Here is a 21,121-nt window from a genome sequence, read left to right as displayed (position 1 = left end):
AGGCCGAACTGGCGGCGAACTATATCACTGCAAAGGCTACGCGCCCAAGGCTTGTACCAGCCTGTGTTCGGCGATATGACAGGTGCGCAGGCTCTTTTCCCGGGTTTTGGTAACGAGTAATGACAAAGCACGACGAACTTGCGTGAGGCTTTGCAACATAACCGCTATAATCGCCGCCTTTTCATCGGGCTATACGATTTCTGACATGAGCCAATCCAGCGACCTGATTCAATCGGCACAACGCACCATCCAACTCGAAGTGGAAGCCGTACAAGGCTTGTTGCCCCATATCGACGCCGATTTCGTACGCGCTTGCGAGATGATTCTGGCCAGTAAAGGCCGTGTAGTCGTGGTTGGCATGGGCAAGTCCGGGCACATCGGCAACAAGATTGCAGCCACCCTGGCCAGCACCGGCACCCCGGCCTTTTTTGTCCACCCGGCCGAAGCCAGTCATGGCGACATGGGCATGATCACTCGTGACGATGTGATTCTGGCCCTGTCGAACTCCGGCTCGACCAATGAAATCGTAACCCTGCTGCCGTTGATCAAACGTCTGGGCATCCAGCTGATCAGCGTCACCGGCAACCCGCAATCGCCGCTGGCCAAGGCTGCCGAGGTCAATCTCAATGTTCATGTCGAGCATGAAGCCTGCCCGCTGAACCTGGCACCGACCTCGTCGACGACCGCAGCACTGGTCATGGGCGATGCGCTGGCCGTGGCACTGCTGGAAGCACGCGGCTTCACCGCCGAAGATTTCGCTTTCTCGCACCCGGGTGGCGCCCTCGGCCGTCGCCTGCTGCTGAAAGTGGAAAACGTCATGCACGCCGGACAAGAGTTGCCGCAAGTCCAACGCGGCACGCTGCTCAAGGACGCACTGATGGAAATGACCCGTAAAGGTCTGGGCATGACCGTCATCCTTGAAACCGACGGTAAACTCGCCGGGATCTTCACCGACGGCGACTTGCGCCGCACGCTGGATCGCAGCATCGACATCCGCAGCGCCACCATCGACCAGGTAATGACGGCCCACGGTAAGACTGCCCGCCCGGAAATGCTGGCCGCCGAAGCCCTGAAAATCATGGAAGATCACCGAATCAACGCATTGGTAGTCGTAGACGAGGAAGATCGCCCGGTCGGCGCCTTCAACCTCTCCGACCTGCTGCGCGCAGGAGTCATGTAATGAACAACGATCTGCTGCAACGCGGCAAAGCGATCAAACTGGCGGTTTTCGACGTCGACGGCGTCCTCACCGACGGGCGCCTGTACTTCCTTGAAGACGGCAGCGAGTTCAAGACCTTCAACACCCTCGACGGTCAAGGCATCAAAATGCTGATGAACGCCGGCGTGCAGACCGCTATCATCAGCGGCCGCAAGACACCCGTCGTTGAACGTCGAGCGAAAAACCTGGGGATTCCCCACCTGTTTCAGGGCCGTGAAGACAAACTGGTCGTGCTCGACGGCCTGCTTGCGCAACTGGGCCTAAGCTATGAAGAAGTCGCCTACCTCGGTGACGATCTGCCCGACCTGCCGGTGATTCGCCGGGTAGGCTTGGGCATGGCCGTGGCCAACGCTGCCGATTTCGTCCGCGAACACGCCCATGGCGTTACCCGCGCCCGTGGTGGCGAAGGCGCCGCCCGCGAATTCTGCGAATTGATCCTGCGCGCCCAGGGCCGCCTCGATGCGGCCAACGCCGCGTACCTGTGAGCCAAACCATGTTCAGCAAAAAATTTCGTAACTTCCTGCTGTTCGGCTGCATCGCTGCGATTTTCGCAGCGGTCGGCTATTGGAATATCAGCCCGGAACGCTTTCTCGACAAACCACCGGTCACCTCGGTTGAAACGCCTATCGACTGGTATGCAACCAACACGCATACCCTGCAATACCTGCCGGATGGCAAGGTGCAGTATGAGATGACGTCCGAAAAAGCCGAGCACGTGAAGGCAACCGACGTCACGCTCGTGACCAAACCCGACCTGAACATGTATCGCGGAACAGAATTTCCGTGGCACGTTACCAGTGAGCGCGGTGAAGTGAACTCAGGCGGCACCGAAGTCGAACTGATCGACTCGGTACGCGTTGCGCGCACCGATGAAAAGAAGCGTGACATCCTGATCACGTCCACTCGCATGACCGTGTTCCCGCAGCAGGAATATGCGCAGACCGAGCAACCCGTTAGAATCGACGGCGCTGGCGGTGTATCGACTGGCGTTGGAATGAAAGCGTACCTGAAGGAAAGCAGGATACACCTGCTATCGAACGTAAGAGGACAGTATGAGGCTCGTTAAAACCCTCCCTATTTTGCTCAGTCTGGGCGCAGCACTGGGAAGCGTGAGCGCCTGGGCTCTGCCGAACGATCAGCAGCAACCTATCCGCATTCAGGCCGACGACGCCCAACTGGACGACAAGAACGGCATCGCCACCTATAAAGGTGATGTGATCATCACCCAAGGTTCGATGATCGTTAAAGGCAACACCGTCACCATGACTCGCGCGCCGAATGGAGATATCGACGTGGTGACCTCCGTGGGCAACCTGGCTTATTTCGAGCAGTTGCAAACCCAGGGCGACACCAAACCGGTTCAAGGCTACGGCGTGACGATTCAATACCATGCCCAGCAAAACCGCGTCGTGCTGATCGACAAGGCCAAGGTCGTCGACAAAGACGGCAACGTCACTCAGGGCGAGAAAATCGTCTACGACACCGTGAAGAAACTGGCCAGCGCTGGTCGCGCTACCGGCAGCAAGGTCACCGAAACGCGTCCGCGCATCGACATGGTGATCCAGCCGAAGAAGAAAACCGACGAGAAAACCCAGTAATGGCAACTCTGAAAGCTCAGCACCTGGCCAAGGCCTATAAAAGCCGCCAGGTCGTGCGTGACGTCAGCCTGTCGATCGACAGCGGCCAGATCGTCGGCCTGCTCGGCCCGAACGGTGCCGGCAAGACCACGTGCTTCTACATGATCGTCGGCCTGGTACAGGCCGATCAGGGTCGCGTGCTGATCGACGATCTGGACGTCAGCCACCAGCCGATGCACGGTCGCGCCAAGGCCGGTATCGGCTATCTGCCGCAAGAAGCGTCGATCTTCCGAAAACTGTCGGTGGCCGACAACATCATGGCCATCCTCGAGACCCGTCAGGAGCTCGACAAGGCCGGCCGTCGCAAGGAGCTGGAAAGCCTGCTGCAGGAATTCCACATCAGCCACATCCGCGACAACCTTGGCATGAGCCTGTCCGGTGGTGAACGCCGCCGAGTGGAAATCGCTCGCGCGCTGGCAACGGCACCGAAATTCATCCTGCTCGACGAACCGTTCGCCGGTGTCGACCCGATCTCGGTCGGCGACATCAAGCAGATCATCCACCACCTCAAGGCCAAGGGCATCGGTGTATTGATCACCGACCACAACGTCCGTGAGACGCTGGACATCTGCGAAACCGCTTACATCGTCAACGATGGTCAACTGATCGCCGAAGGCGATGCAGAAACCATCCTGGCCAACGATCTGGTCAAGGAAGTGTATCTGGGCCACGAGTTCCGCTTGTAAGCGTAACAGTGCCCGGTGCGCCGCCCGGGCGCTGTATCGATTCAAGCAGGAATTAATACGCTTTAATTGTTACAGCGCTCTAGGCAAACACTTCAGTTTCAGGCATATAATTTGCTTAAGTTTGGCGCCCCGGCGCCCTGTAGTGGATGGCGCATAGCGCCGGCGAATAAGGTGTTAAGCCCCTGCCATGAAACCATCGCTAGTCTTGAGAATGGGCCAGCAGCTGACGATGACACCGCAGCTGCAACAGGCCATCCGCCTGCTCCAATTGTCGACCCTGGATCTGCAACAGGAAATCCAGGAGGCTCTGGAATCCAATCCGATGCTCGAACGCCAGGAAGAAGGCGAAGACTTCGACAATTCCGACCCTATGGCCGACAACGCCGAACAGAAGCCCAACACCGAGATCCAGGAACCCTCGTATCAGGAAACCGCGCCGACGGTGGACAACCTGGAGGAAGGTGACTGGAGCGAGCGTATCCCCAACGAACTGCCGGTCGATACCGCCTGGGAAGACGTCTATCAGACCAGCGCCAGCAGCCTGCCCAGCAGCGATGACGACGAATGGGACTTCACCACCCGCACGTCCGCCGGCGAGAGCCTGCAAAGCCACCTGCTGTGGCAACTGAACCTGGCACCGATGTCCGACACCGATCGCCTGATCGCCGTCACCCTGATCGATTGCATCAACAATCAGGGCTACCTGGACGAAACCCTCGAAGAAATCCTCGAGGCGTTCGATCCGGAACTCGACATCGAACTCGATGAAATCGAAGCCGTCCTGCACCGCATTCAGCAATTCGAACCTGCTGGTATCGGCGCGCGCAACCTTAGTGAATGCCTGCTGCTGCAATTGCGTCAGCTACCCGCCAAGACGCCTTGGCTGGCTGAAGCGAAACGTTTGGTCAGCGATTACATCGACCTGCTCGGCAGCCGCGATTACAGCCAGTTGATGCGCCGCATGAAGCTCAAGGAAGACGAGCTGCGCCAGGTCATCGAACTGGTGCAAAGCCTCAATCCGCGCCCTGGCTCGCAAATCGAATCCACTGAGGCCGAATACGTTGTCCCTGACGTCATCGTGCGCAAGGACAACGAGCGCTGGCTGGTCGAGTTGAATCAGGAATCGGTGCCGCGTCTGCGCGTCAACGCCCAGTACGCCGGTTTCGTCCGCCGTGCCGACACCAGCGCCGACAACACCTTCATGCGCAATCAGTTGCAGGAAGCCCGCTGGTTCATCAAGAGCCTGCAGAGCCGCAACGAAACCCTGATGAAAGTAGCCACCCAGATCGTCGAGCATCAGCGCGGTTTTCTGGAGTACGGCGACGAGGCCATGAAGCCGTTGGTTCTGCACGACATCGCTGAAGCGGTCGGCATGCACGAATCGACCATTTCCCGGGTGACCACACAGAAATTCATGCATACCCCGCGCGGTATTTATGAACTGAAATACTTTTTCTCCAGCCACGTCAGCACCTCCGAAGGCGGCGAATGCTCGTCCACGGCGATCCGCGCGATCATCAAAAAACTGGTTGCCGCGGAAAATCAGAAAAAGCCGTTGAGTGACAGCAAGATCGCTGGTTTACTGGAGGCACAAGGCATTCAGGTGGCTCGCCGCACCGTCGCCAAGTACCGCGAATCCCTCGGGATCGCGCCTTCGAGCGAACGCAAGCGGTTGATGTAAGCCACGTTACAGCGTTCCAGTGGCAGGCTATCCAGCCTGCCGCTTTATGCACTGGCAACGAAGGAGAAGCTGTATGCAAGTCAACATCAGTGGACACCAACTGGAAGTGACCGAACCTCTGCGCACCTACATCAACGAAAAACTCGACCGATTAGAGCGCCATTTCGACAAGATCACCAACGTGCAAGTCACGATGTGCGTCGAAAAGCTGAAGCAGAAAATCGAAGCCACCTTGCATATTCCCGGCGGAGAAGTGGTTGCCAATGCCGAGCATGACGACATGTATGCCGCCATTGACCTGCTGACCGACAAGCTGGATCGCCAACTCAAAAAGCATAAGGAAAAGACCCAGAGCCTCCTCCAGGGCGCGACCGGTCGATAACCCCCCATTCCATGATCCGACTTGAAAGTATCCTGACCCCCGGCCGTTCCCTCGTGAACGTGCCGGGCGGCAGTAAAAAGAAAGCCCTCGAACAAATTGCCAACCTGATCGCCCGCGAAGTGGCGGATCTGGAGATGCAAGATGTCTACGAGGCACTGATTGCCCGTGAAAAACTCGGTTCCACCGGTTTTGGTAACGGCATCGCCATTCCCCATTGCCGCCTCAAGGGTTGCACAGCACCGATCAGTGCGCTGATGCACCTTGATGCTCCGATTGATTTCGACGCCATTGACGGCGCACCGGTTGACCTGCTGTTTGTTTTGCTGGTCCCGGAGGCTGCCACCGATGCGCACCTGGAGCTGCTGCGCCAGATCGCCAGCATGCTCGATCGCAAGGAAGTGCGTGAAAAACTGCGCAGCGCTCCAAGCAATGAAGCGTTGTATCAGGTTGTCCTGGACGAGCAGAACGGGCACTAATCATGCGCTTGATCATCGTCAGTGGCCGTTCCGGCTCGGGTAAAAGTACGGCTCTGGATGTCCTTGAGGACAACGGCTATTACTGCATCGACAACCTGCCCGCAGGCTTGCTGCCGGAACTGGCCGAACGCGCGCTGATTCACACGGAACTGGCGCAGCCGCTGGTAGCCGTGTCCATCGATGCGCGCAACCTGCCGAGCCACCTGACACGCTTTCCCGAACTGCTTGAAGATGTCCGGGCCAAACACATCCAGTGCGACGTCCTGTATCTGGACGCCGACGAAGAAACCCTGCTCAAGCGTTTCTCCGAAACCCGCCGTCGTCACCCGCTGAGCAACGCCAACCGCTCACTGGCCGAGGCGATCCAGGATGAAACCGCCCTGCTCGGCCCGATTGCCGACCTCGCGGACCTGAAGATCAACACCACCAATTTGAACCTGTACCAGTTGCGCGACTCCATCAAGCTGCGTCTGCTGAACCAGCCGGAGCCGGGGACCGCATTTCTGGTCGAGTCCTTCGGCTTCAAGCGCGGCATGCCGGTGGATGCGGATCTGGTGTTCGATGTGCGCTGCCTGCCCAATCCGTACTGGAAGCCGGAACTGCGCGCGCAATCGGGTCTCGATGCGCCGGTGGCTGAATACCTGGCGGCACAGCCGGAGGTCGAAGAAATGTTTCAGGACATCTTCACCTACCTGCACAAGTGGCTGCCGCGCTTCGCCGCGAGCAACCGCGCTTACGTCACCATTGCCATTGGCTGCACCGGCGGGCATCACCGCTCCGTCTACCTGACCGAACGTCTGGGTCAGGCCCTGCAGAAAACCCTGAAGAACGTCCAGGTTCGCCACCGCGACCTCACTTAAAGGATTCACACCGCGATGCCTGCTCTGGAAATCGAAATCATCAACAAGCTGGGCCTGCATGCCCGCGCATCGGCCAAGTTTGTTGGAGTGGCCGGGCAGTATCCGGATTGCACGATCAGAGTGGGTCGTACACCAGAGACCACGGTTGATGGCAAAAGCATCATGGCGATGATGATGCTGGCGGCTGGCAAGGGCACCAAGATCTATCTGAGTACCGAAGGGCATCAGGAACAGGAAGCGCTGGATGCGCTGGTGGCGTTGATCAACAACTACTTCGACGAAGGCGGCTGACAGCCAAGGTCAAAAGATCGCAGCCTGCTGCAGCGCCTGCATTGGAATGCGTTCCCTGCAGGAACTGCCGCAGGCTGCGATCTTTTACCCTGCTTCAACCCAACGCCGTATCCATCACCATCATCAGACAAAACCCGATCAACAGGCCAAGACTGGCCAGTTTGTCATGACCATTGCGTCGCGACTCGGGAATCACTTCATGGGTCACCACCAGCAACATCGCCCCCGCCGCCAGAGCTAGTCCTAATGGCAACAACACCTGCGCCAGACTGACCAGCCACGCACATAACAACGCAAACACCGGTTCGACCAGACCTGACGCCGCACCGATCAGGAACGCCCTGACCCGCGACATCCCCGCCCCGGCCAACACCAACGCGATCACCAGACCTTCCGGGACATCCTGCAAAGCGATACCCATGGCCAGGCTGTCCGCATCCGGCATGCCGCCGCCAGCAGAAACGCCGACAGCCATGCCTTCAGGGATGTTATGGGCAATGATGGCGAACACGAACAGCCAGATCCGTGGTGGAATCACCGGATGCTCGACGGTGCCGACGAGCATTTCCGGGGACGCGCCGGAAACCTTCCGATCGACCAGATACAGCCCGAACGCACCCAGCATGATGCCGATGCAGATCAGGCCGCTGGCACCCCACGGTGTCAGTCCGAGGCTTTCGGCGGCAGCAATGCCCGGCACGATCAACGAAAACGCCGTCGCCGCGAGCATCACCCCGGCACCAAAACCCAGCAAGGTATCACTGAGTGTCTGCGGCATCCGCCGGATCACCAGCACTGGCACAGCCCCGAGCGCCGTGCCGAGGGCGCAGATCGCGCCGCCCTGCAACGCGCGCAACAGCCTCGGCTCGAGATTCAGCCATTCCAGTCCGTGGGCGACCAGCAAAGTCATGCCCGCCAACAGCAACAGCGATCCCACTGCGTAACGAAACATACGCCCACTTCCGATCGCCAGCGTTTCAGTGCCCATAGTCAGCCTTGGATTGTTTTTATAGAAGACTTAAACCAGCGCAGCCTGATAACGCGCAGCGACTTCAGGCCAATTGATCACGTTGTAAAAGGCGTTGATGTATTCCGGCCGACGGTTCTGGTAGCGCAGGTAGTAGGCGTGCTCCCAGACATCGAGGCCGAGAATCGGCGTGTTGCCGTTCATCAAGGGGCTGTCCTGGTTGCCGCTGCTTTCCACCAGCAGTTTTTTCTCCGGGGTCACGCTCAGCCAGGCCCAGCCGCTACCGAAGCGGGTCAGCGCGGCTTTGGTGAAGGCTTCCTTGAAGCTGTCGAGACCGCCCAATTGCTCATCGATGGCTTTGGCCAGCGCGCCGTCCGGTTTGCCGCCGCCGCTTGGCACCATCACTTCCCAGAACAGCGAGTGATTGGCGTGACCGCCGCCCTGATTGATCACTGCCGCACGGAGTTTTTCCGGCAGATCCTTGACGCTGGCGACCAGTTTTTCCACCGGCCACTCGGCGTATTCAGTGCCTTCTACGGCGGCGTTGAGGTTGTTGATGTAGGTCTGGTGATGCTTGGTGTAGTGGATCTCCATAGTCTGCGCATCGATGTGCGGTTCGAGCGCGTCGTAGGCGTAAGGCAAAGCAGGCAAGGTAAAAGCCATTTCAATGGACTCCATGGTGATGGGGGGCAGGCGCGCGGCGCGCATTGCCGGTATCCGGATGCAGCAGGCGTTGGGTGCGCGGGTATTCACCGTGCTCGCTGATGAAATTCAACAGCTCGACGTAAGTCTTGCTGCTCTGGCGCAGCGCTGCTTCACGCAAGGCCAGGCGCTGACGTTCGTCCTGCATGGTCTGCAACAAGCGTTGATGGATGGCGCAGAGGTATTCGGCGCTCTCCTCCGGCTGATTCAGGCGCAAGTGCAGATCGGCCAGGTTGTGGTGGGAGATGACGCAAGCCGCCACCGCTTCGTCGGCATCCGCCCAGCGTTCGAACAACACTTGCGCCAGGGCCAGGGCTTGCAGGTAAGCCTCACGGGCGTCGATCAGTTCGCCGAGCATGAAGCAGCGATTGGCCCGTTCGATCGTGCGTTTCCAGTGCTCCATGGTGAGCCTCCAAAGCGGTTGCGGGGTTTACACGCCGCCGGCGGTGAGTTTCTCGGGGTTGAGCAACTCTTCCAGTTGGCTGCGCGACAGGTCGGTGTGTTCCAGGGCGACGTCGATTACCTCACGGCCTTCCTTGTAGGCCTGCTTGGCGATTTCGGCGGCTTTCTGGTAACCGATGATCGGGTTGAGCGCGGTCACCAGAATCGGGTTGCGCGACAACGCTTCTTTAAGGCGCGACTCGTTCACCTTGAAGCTGGCGATGGCTTTGTCGCCGAGCAAGCGGCTGGAATTGGCCAGCAGCTCGATGCTGCTCAGCAGGTTCTGCGCGATGATCGGCAGCATCACGTTCAGTTCGAAATTGCCCGACTGACCGGCAATGGTGATCACCGAATCGTTGCCGATCACCTGCGCGGCAACCATGGCGGTGGCTTCCGGGATCACCGGATTGACTTTGCCCGGCATGATCGACGAGCCCGGTTGCAGGGCTTCGAGTTCGATTTCACCGAGGCCGGCAAGCGGGCCTGAGTTCATCCAGCGCAGGTCGTTGGCGATTTTCATCAGCGACACCGCAGTGGCCTTGAGCTGGCCGGAGACGGCGACGGCGGTGTCCTGCGAGCCGATCAGCGCGAACAGATCCTTGCCCGGGGTGAATTCCACGTCGGTCAATTGACTCAACTGGCGGCTGAAACGGGCGGCGAATTCAGGATGCGCGTTGATCCCGGTGCCGACCGCCGTGCCACCCTGCGCCAGGGATTGCAGGCTTGGCAGCAAATCCTGCAGATGACTGATGTTGGCCTTGAGCTGCTGCGCCCAACCGTTCAGTACCTGGCTCATGCGCACCGGCATCGCGTCCATCAAATGCGTGCGGCCGGTTTTGACGTGGCGATGTACGTGCGTGGCTTTGTGCTCGATCACTTGCACCAGGTGCAGCAGCGCCGGCAGCAGTTGTTCGTGCAGGGCCAGCGCAGCACTGACGTGAATGGTGGTCGGGATGATGTCGTTGCTGCTCTGGCCGCAGTTGACGTGATCGTTGGCGTTGACCGGCTCGCCGAGCAGACGGCTGGCCAGGGTGGCGATCACTTCGTTGGCGTTCATGTTGGAACTGGTGCCGGAACCGGTCTGGAAGATGTCCACCGGGAAATGCGGCATGAAGTCGCCTTCGAGCAAGCCTTGCGCGGCGTCGCTGATGGCTTTGCCCTGCGCGGCGCTGATCTGGTTGAGTTCAACGTTGGCGCGGGCGGCGGCGGCTTTGGCGAGGATCAGCGCGCGGATGAATTGCGTCGGCATCGGTTTGCCGCTAATCGGGAAGTTATCCACCGCGCGCTGGGTTTGCGCGCCGTAGAGAGCGTCCACCGGCACCTGCAGTTCGCCCATGCTGTCGCGCTCAATACGTGTCTTGGTCATCTGAAAGTCCTTGCACCAGTTCAATAAGAGGAATCGAGGGCAGCAGTTCGCAGGTGGCGAGCTGCCAGGTATAGCGTTGCCAACGCTGGAGCCGGCATTTGCACAGGGACAGGCGCTCCATTTCACGCAGTGGACGCCAGGCTTGATCGAGACAGAAGCTGCGCCAATGCCACGGCAAGGCGATGTCGGTGGCCGTGTCGAGCAGCAGATGGAAGGAGGTTTCAGCGATGGTCCAGGGAGAAGTCGCCGTACAACAGGCCAGATACCGGCCCTCGGCCAGATAGTGTTCGATCAGGCGCGGTTCGTCGGGATCCATCGCGCAACGGATCTGGCGACTCATCCAGCGCCAGCTTTCGAGGTACGGCTGCTCGTGCAAGGCAGAACTCATGATCCGGGGCTCATCCGATAATGAGATTTATTATTAGATGATAATGAGAACCAAAACAAGAGCGTCGAACCATGCAGATCTCATTGTGAGAGCGAGCCTGCTCGCGAAGGCGTCGTGCCGGTCACCACTGCGGTCGGCCGTGAAATCGCTTTCGCGAGCAGGCTCGCTCCCACATTGGTTTTGTATGGAGCCAATAAAAAAGGCGCGCCACCCGATGAGGTGGCGCGCCTTTTGTGTGTGACGGCCGGGGTTTAGCTGCCCGCGACAGTCATCCGTTCGATCAACACCGAACCGGTGCGAATGTTGCTGCGCAGCTCCAGATCATTACCGACCGCGACGATCTGCTTGAACATATCGCGCATATTGCCGGCGATGGTCACTTCCTGTACGGCGAACTGAATTTCACCGTTCTCGACCCAGAAACCCGCCGCCCCGCGCGAATAGTCGCCGGTGACCATGTTCAAGCCATGGCCCATCAATTCGGTGACCAGCAAGCCACGGCCCATGCGCTTCAACAGTGCAGCCTGGTCTTCATCGCCATGGGTGACGAACAGGTTGTGTACGCCACCTGCGTTGGCCGTGCTCGGCATACCGAGTTTACGTCCGGAGTACGTGCCAAGGATGTACGACACCAACTCGCCCTTTTCGACGAACGGTTTGGCATACGTCGCCAGACCATCACCGTCGTAGGAAGCACTGCCCATCGCGCGCATCAGATGCGGACGCTCGTCGATGGTCAGCCATTCCGGGAACAGCTTCTGCCCCAGGGTGCCTTCAAGGAAGGACGACTTGCGATACAGGCTGCCACCGGACACCGCCGAGAGGAAACTGCCAAACAGACCACCCGCCAGTTCTGCGGAAAACAGCACCGGCACTTCGCAAGTCGGCACCGGGCGTGCGCCCAGACGGCTCGCCGCCCGTTGCGCAGCACGCTGGCCGATGCTTACCGGATCCGCGAGCAGAGTGCCCTGACGGTTTACGTCATACCAGTAATCGCGCTGCATCTGGCCATCGGCCTCGGCAATCATCACGCAACTCAGGCTGTGCCGCGTCGATGCGTAGCCACCAATGAAACCGTGGCTGTTGCCGTACACGCGGCAGCCCTGATGAGTGCTGAGGGTGGTGCCGTCGGCATTCTTGATCCGCGCATCGGCGTCGAATGCTGCCGCTTCACAGAGCAAGGCCTTCTCGATGGCCTGCTCCGGGGTGATGTCCCACTCGTGGAACAGGTCGAAATCGTGCTGTTCCTTGGCCATCAACGCCGCATCGGCCAGGCCCGAGGCTTCGTCTTCGGAAGTGTGTTTGGCGATTGCCAGTGCGGCAGCGACGGTTTCGCGAATCGCATCTGGACCGGTCGCCGACGTGCTGGCCGAGCCTTTGCGCTGGCCCACATACAGGGTGATGCCAAAGCCCTGATCGCGGTTGAATTCGACCGTTTCGACTTCGCGCTGACGCACCGACGTCGACAGTCCCTGCTCCAGCGACACCGCGACTTCGCAGGCACTGGCGCCCTGACGCTTGGCTTCGGCGATGATCTGCTCGACTTGTTCCTGCAGTGCCGGCAATGCCTGCGGGCCGACGCTTTGAACTGCACTCATGCTCATCTCCACTCAAATTCTGCTTTCGGCTGGGGTCATCGAGCGACCGGGCCGGACAAGCGGCCCCCGACTGGTTATCATGGCGGCGTTTCTTTGCGGACTGCCACCATGGTTGATTCTTACGACGACTCCCTCGATACGGGAGAAAAAAGCAAATCTCAGGTCAAACGCGAGCTGCATGCTCTGGTTGACCTCGGCGAGCGCCTGACAACACTCAAGCCAGACTTGATCGCAAAACTGCCGCTGACCGACGCTATGCGCCGGGCGTTGGCCGATGCGCCCAAGCACACCGCGAACATCGCGCGTAAACGGCACTTGCAGTTCATCGGCAAACTGATGCGCGATCAGGACACTGACGCAATTCTGACCTTGCTCGATCAACTCGATGCCTCGACTCGTCAGTACAACGAGCGTTTCCACAATCTCGAACGCTGGCGTGATCGCCTGATCGCGGGCGACGATGCCGTGCTGGAAAAATTCGTCGTCGAGTATCCGGACGCCGATCGCCAGCAACTGCGTTCCCTGATCCGTCAGGCTCAGCACGAGGTTGCGCAAAACAAACCTCCTGCTTCCAGCCGCAAGATCTTCAAGTACATCCGTGAGCTGGACGAGACTCAACGCGGTCTGCGTTGATATTCGCCACCGGGTGGTCGCCCTGCGCGCCACCCGAAGCTCCACCTCCTCTTATGCGCCCGTGCCACCCACGGTGATCGCATCGATTTTCAGCGTCGGCTGACCGACACCTACCGGCACCGATTGCCCATCCTTGCCGCACGTGCCCACACCGCTGTCCAGCGCCAGATCGTTACCGACCATCGACACCCGGCTCATCGCCTCGGGGCCGTTGCCGATCAACGTCGCGCCTTTGACCGGCGCAGTGATCTTGCCGTCTTCGATCAGGTACGCCTCGCTGGTGGAGAACACAAACTTGCCGCTGGTGATATCGACCTGACCGCCGCCGAGGTTGGCGCAGTAGATGCCCTTCTTCACCGACGCGATGATTTCTGCCGGATCGCTTTCGCCACCGAGCATGTAAGTGTTGGTCATGCGTGGCATCGGCAGATGCGCATAGGATTCACGACGACCGTTACCGGTGCGGGCCACGCCCATCAACCGCGCGTTGAGCTTGTCTTGCATATAGCCCTTGAGTACGCCGTTTTCGATCAGCGTGGTGCACTCTGTTGGCGTGCCTTCGTCGTCGACGCTGAGCGAACCGCGACGGCCGCTCAAGGTGCCGTCATCGACAATGGTGCAAAGCTTCGAGGCAACCATTTCACCCATGCGACCGCTGTACGCCGAGCTGCCCTTGCGGTTGAAATCGCCTTCCAGACCATGACCGACCGCTTCGTGCAACAGCACGCCGGACCAGCCCGAACCCAATACCACCGGCAAGGTGCCAGCCGGTGCCGGAATCGCTTCCAGATTCACCAGCGCTTGGCGCAACGCTTCACGGGCATAGCCCACGGCGCGATCTTCGGCGAGGAAATAGCGGTAATCGGTACGCCCGCCGCCGCCATGCCCGCCACGCTCGCGACGGCCATTCTGTTCGACGATCACACTAACGTTGAAACGCACCAGTGGACGCACATCGGCGGCCAGACCGCCGTCGGTGGACGCCACCAGAATCCGCTCCCACACACCCGCCATGCTGACGCTGACCTGCTGGATACGCGGGTCAAGTGCGCGGGTGGCGACATCGATGCGCTTGAGCAGCTCGACTTTCTCGGCCCGGCTCAACACTTCCAGCGGGTTATCCGGCGCGTATAACTGTGCAACATCTTGAGTGGTAAACGCCTGGACTGTGCCGTTCTGCCCGGCCCGGGAGATCGAACGCGCGGCACGGGCCGCTGCGCCGAGGGCTTCGAGGGTGATCGCGTTGCTGTAGGCAAAACCGGTTTTCTCACCGGACTGCGCGCGCACGCCGACACCCTGATCAAGGTTGAAGCTGCCTTCCTTGACGATGCCGTCTTCCAGCGCCCAGGATTCGGAAATCTGGCCCTGGAAATACAGGTCGGCGGCGTCGATGCCGGGGCCGGCCAGGTCGCCGAGCACGCCTTGCAGGCTCTCGATCGTCACGCCGCCGGGCGCCAACAGGTGATCACTGACTGAGGACAACAACTCGCTCATAGGTTTACGCCTTAAATTCGTGTTCTGAGGCAGGCCGCTGTGCGCCCTGCGAGAAAAACCGCCGATGACGCGTCACCGGCATTCGCGCCCTGATGGACGCTTGTTCATTGCTATCGCGCTCGGCCAACAACACCGCTTCGCCTTGATCCTGACTCGCCAGCACCCGGCCCCACGGGTCGATGATTGCCGCATGGCCGAACGTTTCTCGCGGTCCCGGATGGGTTCCGCCTTGTGCTGCGGCAAGCACATAACACTGTGTCTCGATGGCGCGTGCGCGAATCAGCACATCCCAATGCGCTGCGCCGGTCACCGCAGTAAAGGCTGACGGTGCGGTAATCAACTCGGCACCGGCGGCACGTAATTCGCTGTACAGCTCGGGAAAGCGCAAGTCGTAACACACGGTCAGACCGACTCGCCCCACGGGCGTATCGGCAACGACAACGCCACTGCCATAAGCATAGTCATCGGATTCGCGATAACGGCCGCGATTGTCCGCCACATCCACATCGAACAGATGCAACTTGTCATAGCGGGCAACGATTTCGCCATGCTCATTGACCAGCAGCGAGCAGGCGTTGGCTTTGGCCGTCGGCTGATCCACTGGAGGCAACGGCAAGGTGCCGGCAACTATCCATAACTTGAGGTCGCGGGCGGTCTGTTTCAACCACGGCAGGATCGGCCCTTCGCCCAATGCTTCGGCGCGGCCGATATCAGCGATGTCGCGACGGCCCATGGCGGCGAAGTTTTCCGGCAGCACCGCCAGCTTCGCGCCACCGGCCGCTGCCTGTTCGAGCAGGCGCCGGGCCTGAGCCAGATTGGCCAGCACATCGCTCTGGCTGACCATTTGAATCACCGCTAAAGACATGGCGAACTCCGCAAGAGATATGCGGCCATGCTACTCCATCGGTTCAGTGGCTGGCTGTTCAAAAAGGCTTGTCGAAGGTGATTTTCGGCTCTTTCCATGGGCCTTTGACGGTGTATTTCACACTGGCAAAGCGCGCCACGCGGTCACCGATCAGCTTGTCGATCAGGAACAACGCGCCGCCGACCGCCGGTGCGCCGACGATCAGCGCCGCAATCGGCAAGTTGTTGGTCACCGGCAAGGTCACCAGCAACTTGGCGTCCACCTGATCACCGACCAGATCCAGCGTACCGTCCAGCTCAATGTTGCTCGAAGGACCGGTCAGGCGAATCGGTTCGCGGGTGACATACACACCGTTATTTGCCACCAACAGGCCTTTGACCCGGTCGTAGCTCAAGCCTTTGCCGAACAGATCGGAGAAGTCCAGACGCAGACGCCGGCCGATGGAGTTGAAGTTAAGCAGGCCAAACACTCGCAACGCCTGCGCGCCGCCCTCCACTTCAACAAACTGACCTTTGTTCAACGACGCATCAAGGGTGCCGGAGAAGCGCTTGGTCGCCAGCCAGGCCGGCGAGCCCGGCCAGCGGCCATCGACGTCCATATGAAATTCTTCGCTGGTCACGCTCGGCGCAAAGCCCCACCCCTTGAGGACATCGGCAAGATTCTTGCCGCCAATCCGGCCCTTGAACCAGCTATTGGTCGCCCCCGGCGCACCTTCCCAGCCGCCGTTGCCCTGCAACAGGATGCCTTTGAGGCCCATGTCGAGGTTGTTCAGGGCGATGCCTTTCGCGGTCGGTCGCACTTTGAGCGACCAGCCGCCGACCAGATCCGGCCCGAGAAACAGTTGATTGATGGTGATGTCCAGCGCCGGAACCTTCGTCGGATCGACCGACGCCAACGGGTCTGGCGAATTTTCGTCAGCCTGTACCGTCGGGTCCGGCGCTGGCAGTTTCACGTACTGCAAATTCACCGCAATCGGCACGCCCTTGGCGTCCGGCAGGCTCGCCGAGCCCTTGGCCTGCTGGCTGTCGAGAGCCAGATTCCATGCGCCTGGTTTGCGATTGACCTGCACCGATGCCTGATCCAGCGTGGTCCCGAGTGCCGTGAGCTTGCCGACTTTGAAATCAGCACTGTTGAGCAATTGCTTGGCGCTGCCGCCCGGATCCTGCCCGGCATATTTGTTCACCAGATCCTGCCACGGCGCTACGTCCAGTTCCGAGAGCACCCCGCGAACCCGCAAGCCTTTGGCGCCCGGCAGTACCGCTTCGCCGGCACCGAGGAACAATTCGCCACGGCCCTCGGCAAAATTGCTCGGCGGTGCTGCGAAGGTGAAATTGGCCAGTTGGTCGTAGTTGACCCAATAACGCCGCTCCTGCCCCTGCAAAGTCATGCGGAACACGGTATCGCGTCCGACATCTGCCGCCATACCGAACGGTGCCGGCAGATCCACCGCCACACCCTTCATGCTGGAACTGACCATCAACTGGCTGTCGGCGCCGTCCAGATTCAATTGCAACTGATAAGGAATGGTCCCGGAAACCGGCAATGGTTGCGTCACGCCCAGCCAGTCGGTGAGTTTCTTCACTTCGACCTGACCGGATGCGGCAACTCGGGTCTTGAGCTTGCCGGGGCTGCCATCAGCGAAGATCTGCGCGGTCACCGGTTTGTCGAACGCCCGCGCGGCGATGTTCTGCCCGCTGAGTCCTTTGGCGCTGTCGAAGCGGAAATCACCCTTGAGTTGGGTCAGCTCCAGCTTCGGCTCGGCGAGTTTCAGGCGCGCATTGGCGGTTTTGAAGTCGACCAGAATCTTCGGCAGATCGCCGCCCTTGTCCAGCGGGATGTCCAGCTTGAGCTTGCCTTGCAGATCACCCGCCCCTTCCCATCCGGCAAAGGTCTCACCGGTGCCGATCGGCGCTTCCTGAAGAATCTTCAAGCCATCCCCCAACCCACCGGCAAAGGCGCCATCGAGGAACATATGCGTATGTTGTCCGGCCGGCACATGGGGAATATTGACGAAGACATCGCTGACTTGAGTGTCAAGCAACTGGCCCTTGTCGGCCACGATCCGCACACCACTGTCTTCGATGAACACGTCGCCACTGACCTTGCTCACGTGCGGCCAGCCCGGCTGGAACGCCAGTTCAGCGGCGTGCACTTTGAAGAACAGACTGATGCTGCGATCGGCCTCCCCGGCATTTTTGCTCAGCGAACCCTGATACTGAAAGAAACCCTGATCGACTGCACCTTTGAGGATGGCCGTACGCAGCCACTCGTCGAGCGCCGGGCTGAGCACTTGAGGCAGGTACTTGGCCGTGTAGCGACCGTCGCCATCGACCAGACCGACCCGCAGGTCCATATAGTCTTCCTGACTATGGTCGAAATGCAGGCGTATCAGGAAATCGCCGGCAATCTTGCCTTCCTCGCCAAGCACCTTCAGGTACGGAGCGATCAGGGTGAAGCCGTCTTTGTCGAGCTTCCAGGTCAGCCGCGCATTGGCCTGAATGTACTGCCATGGCTTGGCGAAAATCGGGTCGAGGTGCAGGACAAAATCCTTGCTGTCCATGCGCAACTCGCCACCGTCCAGGTTGCCGCTGAGGCTACCACTGACGTTTCGTGCTGCCGGAGCGCCGTGATAGGCATCGAAACCAACATTGTCCAGATTGGTGGCGAAACTGAATTTGTTGCCATCGGTGGCATTGGGGCGAAAATCCAGCAGCACGTTGCGCAGACCACCGGTGACTTTCAGATGATCGACGGCCGTGGCGAAACCTTGCGGCAACGGACCCAACGCATTGAGCAACGGAGTGATCGGAGTCAGATCGAGACGATCCGCCTGCAAGTGCCAGAGCTCGTCCACCTTGTCGGTCGCGCGCGTCTGCTTCAGTTGGACATGAGACTCCCAACGGTTTTCGCCAAAACTCATCGCCAGTGAATCAAGGGTAATGGTCGCACCCTCATCACTGTTCTCGTAGTAGGCGTTAAGCGCCAGATTATTGATCTGGATCGGCTTGCGATCGGCATAGGCGCCGGTCAGTTGCGGAGCATTCAAGCGTAACGCGGCACTCTGCAGCGTGCCCTTGGCCCAATTGACCCAAAGTTCGCCGCCGGCTTTGATTTCGGAAAAATTCCACTGCTGGGTCAGACGTTCTGGCAGCCACTTCGACCAGTCGCTTTGCGGCAGGCTGGCATAACCGTCCACCACACTGTCCTGCCATTGCTCCGGGCGAATCCGCGTGCGCAGGCTCAGTGCAACGGGCTGGCCATCCGGCAAGGTCAAACGCGCATCGAGCCGTTGACGGCTGGCGCCGGTTTTCAGATTGAGGCCGACATAGGTGAGAGTCAGCGGCGCATGATCCAGCGGTTGCAGGGTCACCTGACTGTCGAGCACCGACAGTTGCTGAATCATTTGCGAGCGATTGAACAGTTGCTGCGGGTCGAGCGGCTGATCGTGCTGCACCGGCAGACCTTCCAGCGCCCAACTGCCGTCCTCGGCTTCCTTGAGGCTGATTTTCAGGCCGTTGAGTTCAAGATGGGCAATGCGCACTTCGCGCGCCAACAAGCTGGCCCAAAGATCCGGTACCGCGCGCACTCGATCCAGACGCAACGCATTGGCGCCAGCGCCGACCATCACATCATGGGCCAGCAGGATCGGCGCAAAACCGCTCCAGTTGCCTTCAAGTTCGCCGATCTGCAACGGCATGCCGAGGGCGGCACTCGCTTTGTCTTCGATGTCGGCGCGATATTCGGCCACCAACGGGGTCAGCTCACGACCGAGACTGACGTACAACGCCATCAACACCAGAACCAACGCGCACAGGCCCAGCCCCCAGCGGGTGAGTGTGGCCAGAATGCGTGTCAGACGCTCCATGTCAGTTGGCTCCCATGACAAAAATACTGCGAAAAGCTGAGGCCAGCCGCGGTGGAATAAAAGTGACGCAGGGGATCAGAGCAGCACCACGTCATATTGTTCCTGGGAATACATGGTTTCCACCTGGAAGCGTATGGTGCGACCGATAAACCCTTCAAGCTCGGCGACGTTACCGGATTCTTCGTCAAGCAAGCGATCCACCACTTTCTGGTTCGCCAACACCCGATAACCCTCGGCCTGATAGGCGCGCGCTTCACGGAGGATCTCGCGGAAGATCTCGTAACAGATGGTTTCCGCAGTCTTGAGTTTGCCACGCCCCTGACAACTGCTGCACGGCTCGCACAGCACCTGTTCGAGACTTTCGCGGGTACGCTTGCGGGTCATCTGCACCAGGCCCAACTCGGTGATGCCGATGATGTTGGTCTTGGCGTGATCACGCTCCAGCTGTTTTTCCAGGGTGCGCAACACTTGGCGTTGATGCTCTTCATCTTCCATGTCGATGAAGTCGATGATGATGATCCCGCCCAGGTTGCGCAGGCGCATTTGCCGGGCGATCGCGGTGGCCGCTTCGAGATTGGTCTTGAAGATGGTTTCTTCGAGGTTGCGATGGCCGACGAAAGCTCCGGTGTTCACGTCGATGGTGGTCATGGCTTCCGCCGGATCCACCACCAGATAGCCACCGGATTTCAGCGGCACCTTGCGTTCGAGGGCTTTCTGGATTTCGTCTTCGACACCATAGAGGTCGAAAATCGGTCGTTCACCCGGGTAGTGTTCCAGACGATCGGCGATTTCCGGCATCAGTTCGGCGACGAACTGCGTGGTTTTCTGGAAGGTTTCCCGGGAATCGATGCGAATCTTCTCGATCTTCGGGTTGACCAGGTCACGCAGCGTACGCAGCGCCAGACCGAGGTCCTCGTAAATCACGCTAGGCGCGGAGATGGTTTTGATCTGCTCGTTGATCTGGTCCCACAGGCGCCGCAGGTAACGGATGTCCATGAGGATTTCATCGGCGCCAGCGCCTTCGGCGGCGGTGCGCAGAATGAAACCACCGGCCTCCTTGATGCCTTCTTTGGCCACGCAATCGCTGACCACCTGCTTGAGGCGTTCGCGCTCGGCTTCGTCTTCGATCTTCAACGAGATGCCGACGTGGGCGGTGCGCGGCATGTACACCAGATAACGCGAAGGTATCGACAGCTGCGTGGTCAAGCGCGCGCCTTTGGAACCAATCGGGTCCTTGGTGACTTGCACCACCAGGCTTTGACCTTCGTGCACCAGCGCGCTGATACTTTCGACCGCAGGACCTTCACGTAGAGAGATTTCGGCGGCGTGAATGAATGCCGCGCGGTCCAGGCCGATGTCGACAAACGCTGCCTGCATACCCGGCAGCACGCGGACGATCTTGCCTTTATAGATGTTGCCGACAATCCCGCGCTTTTGTGTGCGCTCAACGTGGACTTCTTGCAGCACACCGTTTTCGACCACCGCCACGCGCGACTCCATCGGCGTGATGTTGATCAGAATCTCTTCACTCATGGCAGGATCTCGTTCAGGCGTGTTCACGATAATGGCC

General features: G+C 59.7%; 21 protein-coding genes. 11 read left to right on the top strand and 10 right to left on the bottom strand.

The window, feature by feature from the left end; translation table 11 throughout:
* Positions 1–205 precede the first annotated feature (205 nt).
* The 10 genes from AB4N74_RS28585 (at position 206) to AB4N74_RS28540 (ending at position 7,232) form a co-directional block, all read left to right on the top strand.
* The gene (locus AB4N74_RS28585) at positions 206–1,180 is read left to right on the top strand and encodes a KpsF/GutQ family sugar-phosphate isomerase (protein WP_007912405.1); all 975 of its coding nucleotides are present in this window, start codon (positions 206–208) and stop codon (positions 1,178–1,180) included.
* Complete coding sequence (locus AB4N74_RS28580) at positions 1,180–1,704, top strand: KdsC family phosphatase (protein WP_460097910.1); 525 nt, start codon at positions 1,180–1,182, stop codon at positions 1,702–1,704. Before AB4N74_RS28585 ends, AB4N74_RS28580 begins: the two co-directional genes overlap by 1 nt.
* Before the next feature lie 8 nt (positions 1,705–1,712).
* A complete protein-coding gene (lptC, locus tag AB4N74_RS28575) occupies positions 1,713–2,285 on the top strand; it encodes an LPS export ABC transporter periplasmic protein LptC (protein ID WP_038357537.1) in 573 nt (190 codons plus the stop codon).
* Positions 2,272–2,817: a lipopolysaccharide transport periplasmic protein LptA gene (gene lptA, locus AB4N74_RS28570; RefSeq protein ID WP_016984154.1), complete on the top strand. Its 546-nt coding sequence runs from the start codon at positions 2,272–2,274 to the stop codon at positions 2,815–2,817. Before lptC ends, lptA begins: the two co-directional genes overlap by 14 nt.
* Complete coding sequence (lptB, locus tag AB4N74_RS28565; protein ID WP_008085069.1) at positions 2,817–3,542, top strand: LPS export ABC transporter ATP-binding protein; 726 nt, start codon at positions 2,817–2,819, stop codon at positions 3,540–3,542. The genes lptA and lptB overlap by 1 nt, the downstream gene beginning before the upstream one ends.
* A gap of 187 nt (positions 3,543–3,729) precedes the next feature.
* Positions 3,730–5,223: an RNA polymerase factor sigma-54 gene (locus AB4N74_RS28560; protein WP_093435977.1), complete on the top strand. Its 1,494-nt coding sequence runs from the start codon at positions 3,730–3,732 to the stop codon at positions 5,221–5,223.
* A gap of 73 nt (positions 5,224–5,296) precedes the next feature.
* On the top strand, positions 5,297–5,605 hold the full coding sequence (gene hpf, locus AB4N74_RS28555) for a ribosome hibernation-promoting factor, HPF/YfiA family (RefSeq protein WP_093435973.1): 309 nt from the start codon (positions 5,297–5,299) through the stop codon (positions 5,603–5,605).
* A gap of 11 nt (positions 5,606–5,616) precedes the next feature.
* Positions 5,617–6,081 carry a PTS IIA-like nitrogen regulatory protein PtsN gene (gene ptsN / locus AB4N74_RS28550; protein WP_093435969.1) on the top strand — a complete coding sequence of 155 codons (465 nt, stop codon included), beginning with the start codon at positions 5,617–5,619 and terminating at the stop codon, positions 6,079–6,081.
* Between the two features lie 2 nt (positions 6,082–6,083).
* A complete protein-coding gene (gene rapZ, locus AB4N74_RS28545; RefSeq protein WP_038357533.1) occupies positions 6,084–6,941 on the top strand; it encodes an RNase adapter RapZ in 858 nt (285 codons plus the stop codon).
* A 15-nt stretch (positions 6,942–6,956) separates the two neighbouring features.
* Positions 6,957–7,232, top strand: coding sequence for an HPr family phosphocarrier protein (locus AB4N74_RS28540; RefSeq protein WP_008085079.1), 276 nt, complete (start codon positions 6,957–6,959; stop codon positions 7,230–7,232).
* Between the two features lie 94 nt (positions 7,233–7,326).
* Here AB4N74_RS28540 and AB4N74_RS28535 read toward each other — a convergent pair whose 3' ends face one another.
* From AB4N74_RS28535 to pmbA, 6 genes are all read right to left on the bottom strand, one after another.
* Positions 7,327–8,220 (bottom strand): ZIP family metal transporter, encoded by an 894-nt coding sequence (locus AB4N74_RS28535; protein WP_257357012.1) that lies wholly within the window; start codon positions 8,218–8,220, stop codon positions 7,327–7,329.
* Positions 8,221–8,250: 30 nt separating this feature from the next.
* Positions 8,251–8,862 carry a superoxide dismutase gene (locus AB4N74_RS28530; RefSeq protein WP_116254665.1) on the bottom strand — a complete coding sequence of 204 codons (612 nt, stop codon included), beginning with the start codon at positions 8,860–8,862 and terminating at the stop codon, positions 8,251–8,253.
* Between the two features lies 1 nt (position 8,863).
* Positions 8,864–9,304, bottom strand: a complete 441-nt coding sequence (locus tag AB4N74_RS28525) for a hypothetical protein (protein WP_016984162.1) — start codon at positions 9,302–9,304, stop codon at positions 8,864–8,866.
* 27 nt (positions 9,305–9,331) lie between these two features.
* The gene (locus AB4N74_RS28520) at positions 9,332–10,708 is read right to left on the bottom strand and encodes a class II fumarate hydratase (protein WP_460097909.1); all 1,377 of its coding nucleotides are present in this window, start codon (positions 10,706–10,708) and stop codon (positions 9,332–9,334) included.
* Positions 10,689–11,096: a FagA protein gene (locus AB4N74_RS28515; RefSeq protein ID WP_460097908.1), complete on the bottom strand. Its 408-nt coding sequence runs from the start codon at positions 11,094–11,096 to the stop codon at positions 10,689–10,691. The genes AB4N74_RS28520 and AB4N74_RS28515 overlap by 20 nt, the downstream gene beginning before the upstream one ends.
* Before the next feature lie 251 nt (positions 11,097–11,347).
* Positions 11,348–12,694: a metalloprotease PmbA gene (gene pmbA, locus AB4N74_RS28510; RefSeq protein WP_093435945.1), complete on the bottom strand. Its 1,347-nt coding sequence runs from the start codon at positions 12,692–12,694 to the stop codon at positions 11,348–11,350.
* A 108-nt stretch (positions 12,695–12,802) separates the two neighbouring features.
* Between pmbA and yjgA the strand changes: the two genes are divergently transcribed.
* Positions 12,803–13,327 (top strand): ribosome biogenesis factor YjgA, encoded by a 525-nt coding sequence (yjgA, locus tag AB4N74_RS28505; protein ID WP_007915377.1) that lies wholly within the window; start codon positions 12,803–12,805, stop codon positions 13,325–13,327.
* Between the two features lie 51 nt (positions 13,328–13,378).
* Here yjgA and tldD read toward each other — a convergent pair whose 3' ends face one another.
* The 4 genes from tldD to rng all read right to left on the bottom strand — a co-directional run bounded on the left by tldD (position 13,379) and on the right by rng (position 21,084).
* A complete protein-coding gene (gene tldD, locus AB4N74_RS28500) occupies positions 13,379–14,821 on the bottom strand; it encodes a metalloprotease TldD (RefSeq protein WP_460097907.1) in 1,443 nt (480 codons plus the stop codon).
* A 4-nt stretch (positions 14,822–14,825) separates the two neighbouring features.
* Positions 14,826–15,686: a carbon-nitrogen hydrolase family protein gene (locus tag AB4N74_RS28495; protein ID WP_099758001.1), complete on the bottom strand. Its 861-nt coding sequence runs from the start codon at positions 15,684–15,686 to the stop codon at positions 14,826–14,828.
* Between the two features lie 58 nt (positions 15,687–15,744).
* The gene (locus AB4N74_RS28490; RefSeq protein ID WP_460097906.1) at positions 15,745–19,551 is read right to left on the bottom strand and encodes a YhdP family protein; all 3,807 of its coding nucleotides are present in this window, start codon (positions 19,549–19,551) and stop codon (positions 15,745–15,747) included.
* Between the two features lie 75 nt (positions 19,552–19,626).
* Positions 19,627–21,084: a ribonuclease G gene (gene rng / locus AB4N74_RS28485; RefSeq protein WP_034154470.1), complete on the bottom strand. Its 1,458-nt coding sequence runs from the start codon at positions 21,082–21,084 to the stop codon at positions 19,627–19,629.
* Positions 21,085–21,121 lie beyond the last annotated feature (37 nt).

The sequence above is a fragment of the Pseudomonas sp. H3_C08 genome, from assembly GCF_054669455.1.
This window is presented reverse-complemented; position numbering and strand designations above follow the sequence as displayed.

Coding starts and splice junctions, on each gene's coding strand:
- ptsN (WP_093435969.1), top strand. CDS start 5,617: ATGATCCGACTTGAAAGTATCCTGACCCCCGGCCGTTCCCTCGTGAAC.
- rng (WP_034154470.1), bottom strand. CDS start 21,084: ATGAGTGAAGAGATTCTGATCAACATCACGCCGATGGAGTCGCGCGTG.
- AB4N74_RS28585 (WP_007912405.1), top strand. CDS start 206: ATGAGCCAATCCAGCGACCTGATTCAATCGGCACAACGCACCATCCAA.
- AB4N74_RS28580 (WP_460097910.1), top strand. CDS start 1,180: ATGAACAACGATCTGCTGCAACGCGGCAAAGCGATCAAACTGGCGGTT.
- AB4N74_RS28530 (WP_116254665.1), bottom strand. CDS start 8,862: ATGGCTTTTACCTTGCCTGCTTTGCCTTACGCCTACGACGCGCTCGAA.
- lptB (WP_008085069.1), top strand. CDS start 2,817: ATGGCAACTCTGAAAGCTCAGCACCTGGCCAAGGCCTATAAAAGCCGC.
- AB4N74_RS28540 (WP_008085079.1), top strand. CDS start 6,957: ATGCCTGCTCTGGAAATCGAAATCATCAACAAGCTGGGCCTGCATGCC.
- AB4N74_RS28515 (WP_460097908.1), bottom strand. CDS start 11,096: ATGAGTTCTGCCTTGCACGAGCAGCCGTACCTCGAAAGCTGGCGCTGG.
- lptA (WP_016984154.1), top strand. CDS start 2,272: ATGAGGCTCGTTAAAACCCTCCCTATTTTGCTCAGTCTGGGCGCAGCA.
- AB4N74_RS28520 (WP_460097909.1), bottom strand. CDS start 10,708: ATGACCAAGACACGTATTGAGCGCGACAGCATGGGCGAACTGCAGGTG.
- yjgA (WP_007915377.1), top strand. CDS start 12,803: ATGGTTGATTCTTACGACGACTCCCTCGATACGGGAGAAAAAAGCAAA.
- AB4N74_RS28525 (WP_016984162.1), bottom strand. CDS start 9,304: ATGGAGCACTGGAAACGCACGATCGAACGGGCCAATCGCTGCTTCATG.
- pmbA (WP_093435945.1), bottom strand. CDS start 12,694: ATGAGTGCAGTTCAAAGCGTCGGCCCGCAGGCATTGCCGGCACTGCAG.
- hpf (WP_093435973.1), top strand. CDS start 5,297: ATGCAAGTCAACATCAGTGGACACCAACTGGAAGTGACCGAACCTCTG.
- tldD (WP_460097907.1), bottom strand. CDS start 14,821: ATGAGCGAGTTGTTGTCCTCAGTCAGTGATCACCTGTTGGCGCCCGGC.
- AB4N74_RS28560 (WP_093435977.1), top strand. CDS start 3,730: ATGAAACCATCGCTAGTCTTGAGAATGGGCCAGCAGCTGACGATGACA.
- AB4N74_RS28535 (WP_257357012.1), bottom strand. CDS start 8,220: ATGGGCACTGAAACGCTGGCGATCGGAAGTGGGCGTATGTTTCGTTAC.
- AB4N74_RS28495 (WP_099758001.1), bottom strand. CDS start 15,686: ATGTCTTTAGCGGTGATTCAAATGGTCAGCCAGAGCGATGTGCTGGCC.
- rapZ (WP_038357533.1), top strand. CDS start 6,084: ATGCGCTTGATCATCGTCAGTGGCCGTTCCGGCTCGGGTAAAAGTACG.
- lptC (WP_038357537.1), top strand. CDS start 1,713: ATGTTCAGCAAAAAATTTCGTAACTTCCTGCTGTTCGGCTGCATCGCT.
- AB4N74_RS28490 (WP_460097906.1), bottom strand. CDS start 19,551: ATGGAGCGTCTGACACGCATTCTGGCCACACTCACCCGCTGGGGGCTG.